Annotated in this window: 12 protein-coding genes; 6 read left to right on the top strand and 6 right to left on the bottom strand. The window is 65.5% G+C overall.

All coding sequences use genetic code 11. The features are described 5' to 3' along the window. Positions 1 to 65 precede the first annotated feature (65 nt). From HV798_RS06405 to HV798_RS06395, 3 genes are all read left to right on the top strand, one after another. Complete coding sequence (locus tag HV798_RS06405) at positions 66 to 1,241, top strand: GGDEF domain-containing protein (RefSeq protein ID WP_175191591.1); 1,176 nt, start codon at positions 66 to 68, stop codon at positions 1,239 to 1,241. Positions 1,242 to 1,385: 144 nt separating this feature from the next. After that, positions 1,386 to 2,096, top strand: coding sequence for a FadR/GntR family transcriptional regulator (locus tag HV798_RS06400; RefSeq protein ID WP_175191592.1), 711 nt, complete (start codon positions 1,386 to 1,388; stop codon positions 2,094 to 2,096). Between the two features lie 5 nt (positions 2,097 to 2,101). Beyond that, positions 2,102 to 3,514, top strand: a complete 1,413-nt coding sequence (locus HV798_RS06395) for an FAD-binding oxidoreductase (protein WP_175191593.1) — start codon at positions 2,102 to 2,104, stop codon at positions 3,512 to 3,514. 982 nt (positions 3,515 to 4,496) lie between these two features. On the opposite strand, the gene thiC is transcribed toward HV798_RS06395, so the two are convergent. Continuing rightward, positions 4,497 to 6,410, bottom strand: a complete 1,914-nt coding sequence (thiC, locus tag HV798_RS06390; RefSeq protein ID WP_175191594.1) for a phosphomethylpyrimidine synthase ThiC — start codon at positions 6,408 to 6,410, stop codon at positions 4,497 to 4,499. A 406-nt stretch (positions 6,411 to 6,816) separates the two neighbouring features. On the opposite strand from thiC, the gene HV798_RS06385 reads away from it, so the two are divergent. Continuing rightward, the gene (locus HV798_RS06385) at positions 6,817 to 7,386 is read left to right on the top strand and encodes a SecDF P1 head subdomain-containing protein (RefSeq protein ID WP_175191595.1); all 570 of its coding nucleotides are present in this window, start codon (positions 6,817 to 6,819) and stop codon (positions 7,384 to 7,386) included. A 72-nt stretch (positions 7,387 to 7,458) separates the two neighbouring features. On the opposite strand, the gene HV798_RS06380 is transcribed toward HV798_RS06385, so the two are convergent. Next, positions 7,459 to 7,914, bottom strand: coding sequence for a helix-turn-helix domain-containing protein (locus HV798_RS06380; protein WP_175191596.1), 456 nt, complete (start codon positions 7,912 to 7,914; stop codon positions 7,459 to 7,461). 139 nt (positions 7,915 to 8,053) lie between these two features. Here HV798_RS06380 and HV798_RS06375 point away from each other — a divergent pair, with 139 nt between their 5' ends. Beyond that, positions 8,054 to 8,680: a winged helix-turn-helix domain-containing protein gene (locus HV798_RS06375; RefSeq protein ID WP_246288598.1), complete on the top strand. Its 627-nt coding sequence runs from the start codon at positions 8,054 to 8,056 to the stop codon at positions 8,678 to 8,680. Between the two features lie 110 nt (positions 8,681 to 8,790). On the opposite strand, the gene proB is transcribed toward HV798_RS06375, so the two are convergent. From proB to rplU, 4 genes are all read right to left on the bottom strand, one after another. Continuing rightward, positions 8,791 to 9,927: a glutamate 5-kinase gene (gene proB, locus HV798_RS06370; RefSeq protein WP_025138399.1), complete on the bottom strand. Its 1,137-nt coding sequence runs from the start codon at positions 9,925 to 9,927 to the stop codon at positions 8,791 to 8,793. Positions 9,928 to 9,982: 55 nt separating this feature from the next. Further along, positions 9,983 to 11,119 (bottom strand): GTPase ObgE, encoded by a 1,137-nt coding sequence (gene obgE / locus HV798_RS06365; protein WP_175191597.1) that lies wholly within the window; start codon positions 11,117 to 11,119, stop codon positions 9,983 to 9,985. 181 nt (positions 11,120 to 11,300) lie between these two features. Beyond that, positions 11,301 to 11,561, bottom strand: a complete 261-nt coding sequence (gene rpmA / locus HV798_RS06360; RefSeq protein WP_006216229.1) for a 50S ribosomal protein L27 — start codon at positions 11,559 to 11,561, stop codon at positions 11,301 to 11,303. 35 nt (positions 11,562 to 11,596) lie between these two features. Beyond that, complete coding sequence (gene rplU / locus HV798_RS06355) at positions 11,597 to 11,908, bottom strand: 50S ribosomal protein L21 (RefSeq protein WP_025138401.1); 312 nt, start codon at positions 11,906 to 11,908, stop codon at positions 11,597 to 11,599. A gap of 514 nt (positions 11,909 to 12,422) precedes the next feature. On the opposite strand from rplU, the gene ispB reads away from it, so the two are divergent. Continuing rightward, positions 12,423 to 13,388, top strand: coding sequence for an octaprenyl diphosphate synthase (ispB, locus tag HV798_RS06350; protein ID WP_175191598.1), 966 nt, complete (start codon positions 12,423 to 12,425; stop codon positions 13,386 to 13,388). Positions 13,389 to 13,429 lie beyond the last annotated feature (41 nt).

The following is a 13,429-nucleotide window of genomic DNA, read 5'->3' as shown; positions in this document are numbered from 1 at the left end:
AACGCCAGCCAGCCTATCGCATATGGACGGGCAGCTTTGGACGTGACGGTGTGGAAACAGCAGGATTGAGCTTCAGCCTGCCCAAGTGGCGGCTGACCCGTTGGTTGACGCATTCCGGGCAAGATACTCCCGCGGATATCCGCGCCGCGTTGATCGCCAGCCTGTTCGGCACCCTGCCCATCTTTGCCGGCGGTGTCATCAATACCCTGATGATCTCCGGCGTCGTGACCTGGCGGCGCCCCGAGCCGCTCTACATCTCGTGGCTGGTACTGGAAATCGTGCTGGCCCTGGTGCGCGTCACGATCCTGCGATCGGCCCTGCGCAACGCCGCGCGCGGCGGCAATACCCACACCGACATCTACATCCTGCTGGCCTTGCTGTGGGCGTTCAGCGTGGGCTACGGGGTGTTCATCACGTTCCTGAACCACGACTGGCTGGCGGCCACGCTGGCCGGGGTGTCCTGCGGCGCCATGGCCGGGGGCATCTGCTTTCGCAATTACGGCGCGCCGCGGCTGGTTGCCGCGATGATCTTCCTGAGCCTGGGCCCGATGTGCCTGGGCGCGCTGTTCGCCGGTGAAATCGTCACGGCGATTGTCTTCATCCAGATCCCGTTCTACCTGGTCAGCATGAGCATCGCGTCGCAGCGGTTGCGGCGCATTCTGGTGTCCACCATGCTGGCCGAGCGCGAGAACGAGCGTCGCGCCAGCCTGGACGCCCTGACCGGACTGGCCAACCGTGCCGGACTGGAAGCCGCGCTGGAACGCATCTGCACCAGCGCGCGCGAACACGACAGCGCGGCTGCGTTGTTCTACATGGACATGGATGACTTCAAGATCATCAACGACACGCACGGCCACGCGGCCGGCGACCATGTGCTGAAAACCATCGCGCAGCGCATGCGCGCCATGCTGCGGGTGGACGACGTGGCCGCCCGCATCGGCGGCGACGAATTCATCGTGCTGGCCACCGGCATCGATGCAACCGCCGCGCTGCGCCTGGGCAACCACCTGCTGCGCGATGCCACGCAGCCCATCACCCTGGCCGACGGCACGCGCGTCAGCGTGGGGCTGTCCATCGGCATCTCCATCATTTCAGGCGCCAACCGCAAAGCCCAATCGGTATTGGACTCGGCGGATGCGGCGCTTTACCGCGCCAAGGCTCGGGGCGGACGCCGCTGCGCCGTGGCGGGGGCGCCGGAGCTGGAAGAGGCCGAGGCCGGCGGGGCTGCCGCCGCCGCGTGAGGGCAGCGGGGTGTCTCATGGGCATGCCTGCTGGCAGCGGCATGCGGCGAGCCATACCCGTCGCGGTGGGTCGACCAATCGGGTGACCCAGTCTCTTCAAAGTTATCAGATAACCTGAAAAGTCTGCGCTATACTGGCGGCGCCATGCTGACCAAGACCCTTACCCTGACCGAACAGGTCGCCCGCCAGATTGCCGACGACATCGCCCAGGGCGTCTACCCCGTGGGCGCCAAGCTGCCGCCGGGCCGGGTGCTGGCCGAGCAATACGGTGTCAGCGCCGCGGTCATTCGAGAAGTGACCGAGCGCCTGCGCGCCCAGGGCCTGATCCAGAGCCGCCAGGGGTCGGGCAGCGTGGTGCTGTCGCGCACGGGCGCGCAAGGCTTTTTGGTGCCGGCCGATATCGCCGTCAGCCGCGAACAGCTGGCCAACGTCTACGAATTGCGCATGGAACTGGAGGGCGGCGCCGCGGCCCTGGCCGCGCAGCGTCGCACCTCCGCCGACCTGGATGCCATGGCCCGCGCGCTGGCCGACCTGGAACGCGACCTGGATCATCCCGATCACAGCGTGGAACACGACATTGCATTCCACCTGGCCATCGCGACCGCCACGCACAACCCGTTCTACCAAGACTTGCTGCAATACCTGAACCTGCAACTGCGCCTGGCCGTCAGCACCGCGCGTTCGAACAGCCGGCGCCAGGAAGGCATGACCCACTCGGTGCACCAGGAACACGTGGCCGTGTTCGACGCGATTCAAGCGCGCGACGCGGACAGCGCCCGCGCCATGGCGGTGCGCCACCTGCGCCAGGCCGCCGGCCGCCTGCAACTCGATTCCCTTTTCCCCGTTTCTCCATAGACATCATGAGCTCAACCGATATTGCACAGCGCCTGGTCCAGGCCCTGGGTTCCGATACCGTCTACACCGCCCAGGCCGACATCGCCCCGTGGTTGTCCGACTGGCGCGGCCTGTACAACGGCCACGCGCAGGCGGTGGTCCGCCCGCGCACGACGGCCGAGGTCTCGACCTGCCTGGCGATCTGCAACGAGGCCGGCGTGCCGGTGGTGCCGCGCGGCGGCAATACGGGCCTGTGCGGCGGCGCCACGCCGGATGCGGCGCCGGTGAATGTGGTGCTCAGCCTGGATCGCATGAATGCCGTACGGTCGATCGACACGGTGGCCAATACGATGGTGGCCGAAGCCGGTTGCATCCTGGGCAACCTGCGCCGCGCCGCGCAAGACGCCAGCCGCCTGCTGCCGCTGAGCCTGGCCGCGGAAGACTCGAGCCAGATCGGCGGCAACGTCGCCACCAATGCCGGCGGCGTGAATGTGGTGCGCTACGGGATGGCGCGCGAGCTGGTGCTGGGCCTGGAAGCGGTGCTGCCCAACGGCGAGGTCTTCAACGGCCTGCGCACGCTGCGCAAGGACAACACGGGCTACGACCTGAAGCAGCTGCTGATCGGTTCGGAAGGCACGCTGGGCGTGATTACGGCAGTGGCGCTGCGTCTGTTCCCGCGCACGGACGTGCGTTCGGTGGTGCTGGCGGCGGTAGAGTCGCCGGCCCAGGCATTGCAGCTGTTCGAGATCCTGTTCGAGCAATGCGGCGCGCGCCTGCAAGCCTTCGAGTATTTCTCGGGCGACTGCCTGGACCTGGTGCTGACGCACGCGGCAGGCGTACAAGAACCGTTCGACCAGCGCTACCCGGCCTATGTGCTGGTGGAATTGGCGGACACGGCGGACGAGGCTGCGCTGACGGCGTTGCTTGAAAACGTGATCGGCACGGCGCTGGAACGCGGCCTGTGCCTGGACGCGGCGGTGTCGGCATCGCTGGCGCAACTGCAAGCGCTATGGAAACTCCGCGAGGAAATCTCGGAAGCCCAACGCGCGGACGGCCCCCACCTGAAGCACGACGTATCGCTGCCGATCGAAAGCATCCCGGACTTCATGGCATCGGCCGAAGCCCGCATCCGCGCACTCTACCCGGACCTGCGCCCGTTCATCTTCGGCCACTTCGGCGACGGCAACCTGCACTACAACCTGTCCAGGCCGGCGGGCGCAGACAAGGGCTGGGTGGCGGAGCATGGGGCGGCGATTACGGATGCGGTGCTGGATGAGGTGAACCGGTACGGGGGAAGCATCAGTGCGGAACACGGGATCGGGCAGTTGAAGCGGGATCATTTCTTGCATAGCAAGGATGCGTTGGAGTTGCGGGTGATGCGGGAGATCAAGCGGGTGTTGGATCCTAAGGGGATCATGAATCCTGGGAAGCTGCTTTAACGCTTGGCGTTGTAGGTTGGGGATTGCTTCGTCGATTGTCCGGTGTTTCGTCGGTCGCTCGGTGCTTCGTAGGTCACCCGGTGCTTCGTAGGTCGCCCGTCGCGGGGGTGGCTTGCGGAGTGGGCGCCCACGATTGCGGTCCGGAGCGTTCGCTCCGGACTTCCCCTTCGTCATCTTCGTCCGCCTTCGGCTCCCTTCAGATTCCCTCGGGCGCATCGAGGTTGCCCACTTCGCAAGCCACCCCCGCGCCGGGCTACGCGTGTCTCGGTTCGTTGCGCTGCTAGACCTGTGGTCAGGGCATGAGATCTACAGGGTCGCCAAGCCGCGGCCGCGCGGGCGGCCACGTTTGGCATTTGTGTTGCTGACAGTGTTGCGGTTGCGCTTCGCGCTGGTGGAGATTGGTTTTCTAGTGGGTCCGCATGTTGGGGGAGGGGCGGTGATGGGCGGCGCGAGCGGGCACTGGCTTGCGCATGTTGACTGTCTCGCGCGCCGCCCATCGGGCGCTGCACATTGATGTGGAACGCAGCGGCATCCGCGCCGATAGAAGATCGGTGGGAAGGCGGCGTCAATTCAGCTGTGGATTAAAAGATGTGATGCCTCGCAAGCGCGAGAGCGGCATCGGTGCCCGCAAGACACCGCGTAAGCCTCGTAAGGCCGCCCGCGCGGCCGGCACGAGGCGGGCACCGTCCCACCCCGCCAACCCCTCCTCCGATGGTGGCTAGCATGCCAAGCAAACCACTCGCCCCAGCAATCGAGGTTAATCCTCATCGTGAGCGCGTGGCGGGGGCGGTGTGGGGTAGGCGGGGCGTTAGATGCGCCCGACGGAATCCGTAGGGAAGGCCGAAGGCCTGGACGAGGATGAGGACGGGGGAGTCCGGAGCGAAGGCTCCGGACCGCAATCGTAGCCCCGCCTACCCCACACCGCCCCCGTCACGCGCGGCTCAAGAACAGAACCCACGCGCTTCAAACAACGATCAGAAGATCACTGCCGATGATAAACCTCGGCCCCTTTCTTAACGAACTCGATTGATTTTTCCTGCATTCCCTTTTGCAGCGCATCCTTCTCGCTGACGCCCTGGGCAGCCGCGTAATCACGGACGTCCTGCGTGATCTTCATGCTGCAGAAGTGCGGGCCGCACATCGAGCAGAAGTGGGCCACCTTCATCGAGTCTTTGGGCAGCGTTTCGTCGTGGAACTCCTTGGCCGTGTCCGGGTCCAGGCCCAGATTGAACTGGTCGTCCCAGCGGAACTCGAAACGGGCCTTGGACAGCGCGTTGTCGCGGATCGCGGCGCCGGGGTGGCCCTTGGCCAGGTCCGCGGCGTGGGCGGCGATCTTGTACGTGATGATGCCGTCCTTCACGTCCTTCTTGTTCGGCAGGCCCAGGTGTTCCTTGGGCGTCACATAACAGAGCATCGCCGTGCCGTACCAGCCGATCAGCGCCGCGCCGATGCCCGACGTGATGTGGTCGTAGCCGGGGGCGATGTCGGTCGTCAGGGGGCCCAGCGTGTAGAACGGCGCCTCGTGGCAGTGTTCCAGCTGCAGCTCCATGTTTTCCTTGATCATCTGCATCGGCACGTGGCCGGGGCCTTCGATCATCACCTGCACGTCGTGCTTCCAGGCCACTTGCGTCAGTTCGCCCAGCGTCTTCAGTTCGGCGAATTGGGCTTCGTCGTTCGCGTCGTAGCCCGAACCCGGGCGCAGGCCGTCGCCCAGCGAGAAGCTGACGTCGTAGGCCTTCATGATTTCGCAGATTTCCTCGAAGCGCTCGTAGAGGAAGCTCTCCTTGTGGTGCGCCAGACACCACTTGGCCATGATCGAACCGCCGCGCGACACGATGCCGGTCATGCGGTCGGCCGTCATCGGGATGAACGGCAGGCGCACGCCTGCGTGGATCGTGAAGTAGTCCACGCCTTGTTCGGCTTGCTCGATCAGCGTGTCGCGGAAGATTTCCCAGGTCAGTTCTTCGGCCTTGCCGTCGACCTTTTCCAGCGCCTGGTAGATCGGCACCGTGCCGATCGGCACCGGCGAGTTGCGGATGATCCATTCGCGGGTTTCGTGGATGTGCTTGCCGGTGGACAGGTCCATCACGGTGTCGCCGCCCCAGCGGATCGCCCAGGTCATCTTCTCGACTTCTTCGCCGATGCCGGAGCTGACGGCCGAGTTGCCGATGTTGGCGTTGATCTTCACCAGGAAGTTGCGGCCGATGGCCATCGGTTCGACTTCGGGGTGGTTGATGTTCGCGGGGATGATCGCGCGGCCGCGGGCGATTTCGTCGCGCACGAATTCCGGGGTGATCGCGGCGGGGATGGCGGCGCCGAACGATTGGCCGGGGTGCTGGCGCAAGAGGCGCTTGACCATCTTTTCGCCATCCGGGCCGCTGTCGCGCAGCGTTTGCAGGTAGTGCTCGCGGCGCAGGCTTTCGCGGATGGCCACGTATTCCATTTCCGGCGTGATGATGCCGCGGCGGGCGTAGTGCATCTGCGAGACGTTGGCGCCGGCCACCGCACGGCGGGGCGGGCGTTGCAGGTCAAAGCGCATGGCCGTCAGCTTGGGATCGGTCAGGCGTTCCTTGCCGTAATCGCTGGTGGGGCCGGACAGCACTTCCGTGTCGCCGCGCTCTTCGATCCAGGCGCGGCGCAGTTCGGGCAGGCCGCGGCGGATGTCGATCTTGGCGTCCGGGTCGGTGTAGGGACCGCTGCAATCGTAGACGGTCAGCGGCGGATTCTTTTCGCCGCCGAACATGGTGGGGGTGTCGTCTTGCTCGATCTCGCGGAAGGGCACGCGGATGTCGGGGCGGGAACCGACTTCGTAGACCCGGCGGGATTTGGGCAAGGGGGCGACCGCGGCCGCGTCGACTTCGGCGGTGGCGGCCAGGAATTTGGGATTGGCGTTCATGGAAAGCTCCAAGCGAATGGTTTGGAGCCGATCGGGAATGGACTCCCGCCATGCGTGGCATGGCGGGAATACGGCTCCCAGCATCGGCATTATCCGTACTGGTACGAAGGGACTCTCTCAACACGTCGGGCCGTAATGGCGCGACGAGTACCCCTGCGCGAAAGCGAAGTATAGAGCCTGCCAGGGCGGGAGGCGAATGCGGGGCGATGCTGCATCGCGGTAACGCGGGCGGCTGGCGGACGGCAGCAGGCGCATGTGGGGTGGCTCCGTGTCATGGCGCTGGCGGTAGTACCGGTTTACATTTGGAATCAGACTGCGGAGACACTGCCATACATGTTCTGTACACTTTTTCCCGTCAGCCGGGGGTCAGTCCTTCGGCTCCAGTCCACTTAAGAAGGAATCGAGCATGCAACTGACCCTACGCAAATTGGCGCCTGCACTGGTCGTCATGACCCTTGCGCTTGCAGGTTGCAAGACCGCCCCGACCAAACCCGGCGCTGCCGCCGCCACGCCCGACACGGCGGGCCAACAGCAGCCTTCCGGCCAACAACCGGCTACCGCTTCGATCGTCGAGTTCTATGTGGCACAGGCCCAGCCGGGCGCCGGCCTGGTCGAACTGAGCCTGCCGGATGGCAAGATCTACCTGCAGCAGCAACCGGCGCTGACCCGTGCGGATCTGACCGAAGCCGCCGCCCTGGTCGACCGTCAAGGCGCCAACTTCGTTGGCCTGCGCTTCTCGGAAGCCGGCGCTCGCAAGTTGAACGAAATCAGCAGCCAGAACGTTGGCAACATGCTGGCCTTGGTCATCGACCGCGAGTTGATCGCCGCCCCGAAAATCGGCGAACCCCTGAACCGTGGCGTGCTGGCCTTCGGCGTGCCGTCGGCCCAGGCCGCGTCCGACATCGCTGCCAAGATCCGCGGCGAAAGCGCACCGGCTGCAGGTGCCGCGCCGGCTCCGGCGCCCGCCAAGCCCTGATCGGGCCCACGCGCAAGAAACCCGGCCTTGGCCGGGTTTTTTTTGTCCTGCTGCGGTGGGGGCGGGCCGTGGTCAGCCGGCCTTGCGGCCGCGGGGTTTCACGCCGCGGCGCGCTTGCGCCATTTCAATGAAGGTCTGCGTCAGGGCTTCGAGCATGGCCCGGTCGTCCGGGGTCAGCGTATCGAACTGCGCGGGGGCAATGTTGGGAAACGGCCATGGCGCCTGCGGACGCGGACGGCGGCCGGCAGGGCGCGGCAGCGATTCGGATACGCCACTGACAGGCGGCAGCGTATCGGTGAGATCGTAGCCTTCCATGGGAAGCTCCATGGGGCCTTTGCCGGTTTCGAGCCATTCGAGCTCGACCTTCAGGACTTGCGCCAGTTTGCGCAGCGAACGGCTGGAATGCCGCAGCCCGCTTTCATAGCTGCCGATCGCGCTTTGCGAGAGGCGCGCCAGGCGTGCGACGGTCTTCTGCGTGTGGCCACGCAAGAGACGAGCATGCTTCAGTCGGTCTGAAAATGTTTTCACGCGTCGATTGAAGCTTGCGCCGTAGGCACTTTGGTAGCTATAAATATTACTTACGTGATAAGTTCGGGGAGACGATCGCATGCAGGAAATAGGTCACGTCCTCGTCGTGCAACGTGATGGAATGGCGTGCAATAACTTCGTGCATACCTTACGTCAATTTCATTGGCGGGTCAGCCTGTGCGAGTCGCCCGACGATCTGCTGGCGCGGCTGCGTCACACCTGCGCCGAGGCCGTGGTGGTCTTCGGCGCAGGGCAGGATCTGCCGGCATTGATCCTGGCGCTGCGCATCGCGGCACCTGCGGCCGCCGTGGTGTGGCAGCCTGCTTCCGATTGCCCGCAAGCGCGTATCGCCGCGCTGGATGCCGGTGCGCATGCGTGTGTGCCATCCAATGCCACGGACGAAGAGTGGGACGCCGTCCTGCGCAATCTGATCCGCGGCGGGCGTCCTGCACCCGTCGCGCGGCCGCAATGGCGGGTCGATGCGCCGGGCCGCATGCTGGCCGGGCCGGATGGCGAACGCCTGCCCTTGACGCACACCGAGCGCGCTTTTTTTGTCAGCTTGCTGGGCGCGCCGGGCCAATGCCTGCATCGCGAAGGGTTCTTTCCCGACGCGGCGCGGGATCCCCAGGACGGCGCGCGGCGCGTGGATGTCCTGGTGTCACGTCTGCGCACCAAGGCGCGGCGGCGCAATTTCGAATTGCCGGTGCTGGCGGTGCGGGGGTGGGGCTACATGCTGCTGCCGCAGGGCGGGGCGGAGCCGGGCTAGTAGCAGGCCGTCAGGCGGGTGCAGCCCAAAGCCAGCAAGGGAACGCGAGGAGAATAGGGCGGCAGGAAGAGGGCGGCAGGCTGGCGCATGCCAGCCTGCGCAGTGGCTTGCTAGAGCACCACCAGGTTGTCGCGGTGCATGAGCTCGGGGTCGGTCATGCTGCCCAGGATGCGGGCGATCTGCGACGAGGGCTGGCGCAAGATGCGGCGGGTGTCCGCCGACGAATAATTGATCAGGCCGCGGGCGCATTCGCGGCCCTGGCTGTCGACGCAGGCGACGACATCGCCGCGGCCGAATTCGCCTTCGACCTCGACCACGCCGATCGGCAAGAGGCTCTTGCCTTCGCGCAGCAGCGCCTGCACGGCGCCGTCGTCCAGCACCACGCGGCCGCGCAGCCGCAGGTGGTCGGCCAGCCATTGCTTGCGGGCAGACCACACCGGCAGCACGGCGCGCAATTCGCTGCCGATGCATTCGCCTTGTGCCAGGCGGGTCAGCACATTGGGTTCGCGGCCCGAGGCGATGATGGTGTGTGCGCCGCTGTGCGCGGCGCGCTTGGCGGCCAGCACCTTGGTCAGCATGCCGCCGGTGCCGATGCCGCTGCCGGCGCCGCCCGCCATGGCTTCCAGCGACGCATCGCCAGCCTGCGCATGCGCCATGAACTTGGCGTCGGGATTCTTGCGGGGGTCCGAGTCGTACAGGCCACGCTGGTCCGTCAGGATGATCAGCGTGTCGGCTTCGATCAGGTTGGTGACCAGGGCGCCCAGCGTGTCGTTGTCGCCCAGGCGGATTTCGTCGGTGACGACCGTGTCGTTCTCGTTGACGATGGGCACCACGCCCAGGCGCAGCAGCGCGAAGATGGTGCTGCGCGCGTTCAGGTAGCGGTGGCGGTCGGCCAGGTCTTCGTGGGTCAGCAGAATCTGCGCGGTGCGCAGGCCGTATTCGGCGAAGGCGGCTTCATAGGCCTGGCACAGGCCCATCTGGCCTACCGCGGCGGCGGCCTGCAGCTCGTGCATGACCGACGGGCGCTTGCGCCAGCCCAGCCGCGCCATGCCCTCGGCGATGGCGCCGCTGGAAACCAGCACGATCTGCTTGCCCTGCTTGTGCAGGGAAGCGATCTGCGCGGCCCAGTGGGCGACGGCGGCGCGGTCCAGGCCGCGGCCTTCGTTGGTGACCAGCGACGAGCCGACTTTGGCGACCAGGCGCTGGGCGTGGGTGACGACGGAAACGGCGGGTGATTCAGCAGACATGTTGGGGCCCGGCTGCGGCGAGAAAAGACGTAATCGGAAGGACTGCGATTATGGCTTATTCGTCACCGCCACGCGGCGCGGCGGGCTTGTCGGCGTCGGAACGCTTGTCGTCGAAGCGGGGGTCCGGCGCCACGTAGGTGCCGTCGGCCTGGTCTTGCGACACGTGTTCCTTTTCGCGCTCGGCGTCCAGGTAGTCTTGCAGCGCGTACAGCATGTCCTGCGTGCCTTCGCCCGTCAGGCCGGAAATGGCGAACACGGGGCCCTTCCAGTCGTAGAGCTCGAGGAAGCGGCGCTTGGTGTCTTCGGGATCGGGCACCATGTCCAGCTTGTTCAGGACCAGCCAGCGCGGCTTGTCAGCCAGTTCCGGATCGTAGCGGCGCAGTTCTTCGACGATGGCGCGCGCGTCATTGACGGCCTGCTCGACGGGATCGGCGTCCGGATCGGGGGTGGACACGTCCACCAGGTGCAGCAGCACGCGGGTGCGCGCCAGGTGGCGCAGGAACAGGTGGCCCAGGCCCGCGCCTTCGGAGGCGCCTTCGATCAGGCCGGGAATGTCGGCCACGACGAAGCTGCGCGACGGCGAGGTGCGCACGACGCCCAGGTTGGGATGCAGGGTGGTGAAGGGGTAGTCCGCGATCTTCGGCTTGGCATTCGAGATGCGCGTGATCAGCGTGGACTTGCCGGCGTTGGGCAGGCCCAGCAGGCCCACGTCCGCCAGCACCTTCAGTTCCATGCGCAGGTAGCGGTGTTCGCCTTCCTTGCCGGGCGTCCATTGGCGGGGCGCGCGGTTCAGGCTGGACTTGAAGTGGATGTTGCCCATGCCGCCCTGGCCGCCGGCGGCCAGCACGACCTTCTGGTCGTGCGTGTTCAGGTCGAACAGGACTTCGCCGGTTTCGGCGTCATGGATGATGGTGCCAACGGGCACGCGCAGCGTGATGTCCGGGGCGGCGGCGCCGTATTGGTCCGAGCCGCGGCCGTTTTCACCGCCCTTGGCGCGGTGCAGGCGTGCGTAGCGGAAGTCGATCAGCGTGTTGATGTTGCGGTCGGCGACCGCGTAGATCGTGCCGCCGCGTCCGCCGTCGCCGCCGTCCGGGCCGCCTTTGGGGATGAATTTTTCGCGGCGAAAGCTCGCCACGCCATTGCCGCCTTTGCCGGCGACGACTTCAATGGTGGCTTCGTCTACGAATTTCATGATGTCTGCGCGTGTATGAATTTAGAGGCTGCGCCGCGATGGCGCTGGCCTGGAAGGAAAAAAGCCCTGCCGCGTGCGACAGGGCTTTTGCCGTTCTGGCGTGGGGCAGGTCGCCGGGGCGACCTTGCCGTGTGCCGGATCGTGCTGCGTCCGCCGCGTGGGCCGCGGACGCGATTGCCGATTACTCGGCGGCGACGATCGAAACGGTTTGCTTGTTCAACGCGCCCTTGAAGCCGAATTGAACCTTGCCGTCGATCAGCGCGAACAGGGTGTGGTCCTTGCCCATGCCGACGTTCACGCCAGCGTGGAAACGGGTACCGCGCTGACGCACGATGATCGAACCAGCGGGAATCAGTTCACCGCCGAAAGCCTTGACGCCCAGACGCTTCGATTCTGAGTCGCGTCCGTTTCGCGTAGAGCCGCCGCCCTTTTTCTGTGCCATTTTTAGCTCCTGCTAATGTGGTACCGAGTCGCTTCTTAAGCCGTGATGGCTTCGATGCGGATTTCGGTGTAGTTCTGACGGTGGCCCTGACGCTTCTGGTAGTGCTTGCGACGGCGCATCTTGAAGATCTTGACCTTGTCGTGGCGGCCTTGCGCAAGAACCGTTGCCTTGATCACGGCGCCCGAGACGAGGGGCGTGCCAACTTTCAGTTGGTCGCCTTCGCCCACGGACAGCACTTGATCCAGGGTGATTTCTTGCCCAATGTCTGCCGGTATCTGTTCTATCTTGAGTTTTTCGCCAATGGCAACACGGTACTGCTTGCCACCGGTTTTTACGACCGCGTACATGGGGTATTCCTTAAATAGGTAAATGGGCTTATTCGCAGCCGGCCCTGCTGGGCTGGCGGTACTTGCTATAGAGAGATTGCCGGGCCAGGATGTTCTGGCTGGCTGATGCCGGGCGGGGGCCTCGCGCAGATTCTGCGATGCAGAATTTGCGTGGGGCCGCCAGGCATTTCGCTAAGCGCGTAGTGCGTAATTCACCGACGTAATTCGGCCATCACTGACCGAATCCGGGATATTAGCGTGGGGCTGGGGAAAAGTCAAAAAGCGCTTGCAGGGTAAGGGCTTAGGTGTCGCGTGGGCGCCGCGGACAGGCCAGGGTGGCGTCAAATAACGGGGTCTGATCATGGGGCCGCAAGCGCTGGGCGTTGTGCCGTCCGGCCCCTGGGCGCAGGGGCGACGAGGCCCGGCTACGGTTCGTGACACCCCGTATAATCGTTGGTCGAATCCCCCCTGCCATCCCGGCGGGCCCAGCGGTAAGAGCTGTTACATGCGGCTCGTTTCACACTCCGGATACGTCTTGAATCTCCCCGCGCTCATTGCCCCCATAGCTGACGATATGAAAGCCGTCGATGCGGTTATCCGCGAGCGGCTGAATTCCGATGTGGTGCTGATCCGTACGATCGGCGATTACATCATTGGGGCGGGCGGCAAGCGCATGCGCCCGGCGATGGTGCTGATGGTGGCGCGCGCCCTGGGCTATGAAGGGACGCATCACCAGCTGCTGGCCGCCGTGGTGGAATTCATCCATACCGCGACGCTGCTGCACGACGACGTGGTCGATGAATCCGACCTGCGCCGTGGCCGCGAGACCGCCAACGCGGTGTTCGGCAACGCCGCCAGCGTGCTGGTGGGCGACTATCTCTATTCCCGCTCGTTCGAGATGATGGTCGAGGCCGACTCGATGCGCATCATGAGCATCCTGTCCGAGGCCACCACGGTGATCGCCGAGGGCGAGGTGCTGCAGCTCTTGAACGTGCACGACCCGGACGTGTCGCAGGAACGCTACCTGCAAGTGGTGCGCTACAAGACCGCCAAACTGTTCGAGGCCGCTGCCCAGGTCGGCGCGGTGCTGGCCGGCGCCACGCCCGAGCAGGAAGCCGCCGCGGCCGCCTACGGCCGTCATGTGGGCACGGCCTTCCAGTTGGTGGACGACGTGCTGGACTACAGCGGCGACGCCACCGCGCTGGGCAAGAACGTGGGCGACGACCTGCGCGAGGGCAAGCCCACGCTGCCGCTGATCCGCGTGATGGAAGTGGGCACGCCCGAGCAGCAGCAACTGATCCGCGACGCCATCAAGACGGGCGACGCCGACTTCGCCGCCGTGGCCGCCGCCATCCAGGCGACCGACGCGCTGGACCACGCCCGCCAGGCCGCCGTGGCCGAGGCGGATCGCGCCCGCGAAGCCCTGTCGAACTACCCCGTTTCCCCTTTTCTAAATTCTCTGTTAGAATTCTGCGCTTTCGCGGTGAATAGAGATCGCTAACCGAAAGGCAGCGAAAGAAGTTCACCAAAACCCGAGGATCT

This window comes from Achromobacter deleyi (genome assembly GCF_902859705.1).
GTDB lineage: Bacteria > Pseudomonadota > Gammaproteobacteria > Burkholderiales > Burkholderiaceae_B > Achromobacter > Achromobacter deleyi.
Note: the sequence above shows the minus strand (reverse complement) of the source record. Positions and strands in the feature narration are given on the sequence as shown.

What these genes read in the sequence shown, in the direction of transcription:
- HV798_RS06400 (WP_175191592.1), top strand. Translation starts at nt 1,386, where the DNA reads ATGCTGACCAAGACCCTTACCCTGACCGAACAGGTCGCCCGCCAGATT.
- HV798_RS06395 (WP_175191593.1), top strand. Translation starts at nt 2,102, where the DNA reads ATGAGCTCAACCGATATTGCACAGCGCCTGGTCCAGGCCCTGGGTTCC.
- thiC (WP_175191594.1), bottom strand. Translation starts at nt 6,410, where the DNA reads ATGAACGCCAATCCCAAATTCCTGGCCGCCACCGCCGAAGTCGACGCG.
- HV798_RS06385 (WP_175191595.1), top strand. Translation starts at nt 6,817, where the DNA reads ATGCAACTGACCCTACGCAAATTGGCGCCTGCACTGGTCGTCATGACC.
- proB (WP_025138399.1), bottom strand. Translation starts at nt 9,927, where the DNA reads ATGTCTGCTGAATCACCCGCCGTTTCCGTCGTCACCCACGCCCAGCGC.
- obgE (WP_175191597.1), bottom strand. Translation starts at nt 11,119, where the DNA reads ATGAAATTCGTAGACGAAGCCACCATTGAAGTCGTCGCCGGCAAAGGC.
- rpmA (WP_006216229.1), bottom strand. Translation starts at nt 11,561, where the DNA reads ATGGCACAGAAAAAGGGCGGCGGCTCTACGCGAAACGGACGCGACTCA.
- rplU (WP_025138401.1), bottom strand. Translation starts at nt 11,908, where the DNA reads ATGTACGCGGTCGTAAAAACCGGTGGCAAGCAGTACCGTGTTGCCATT.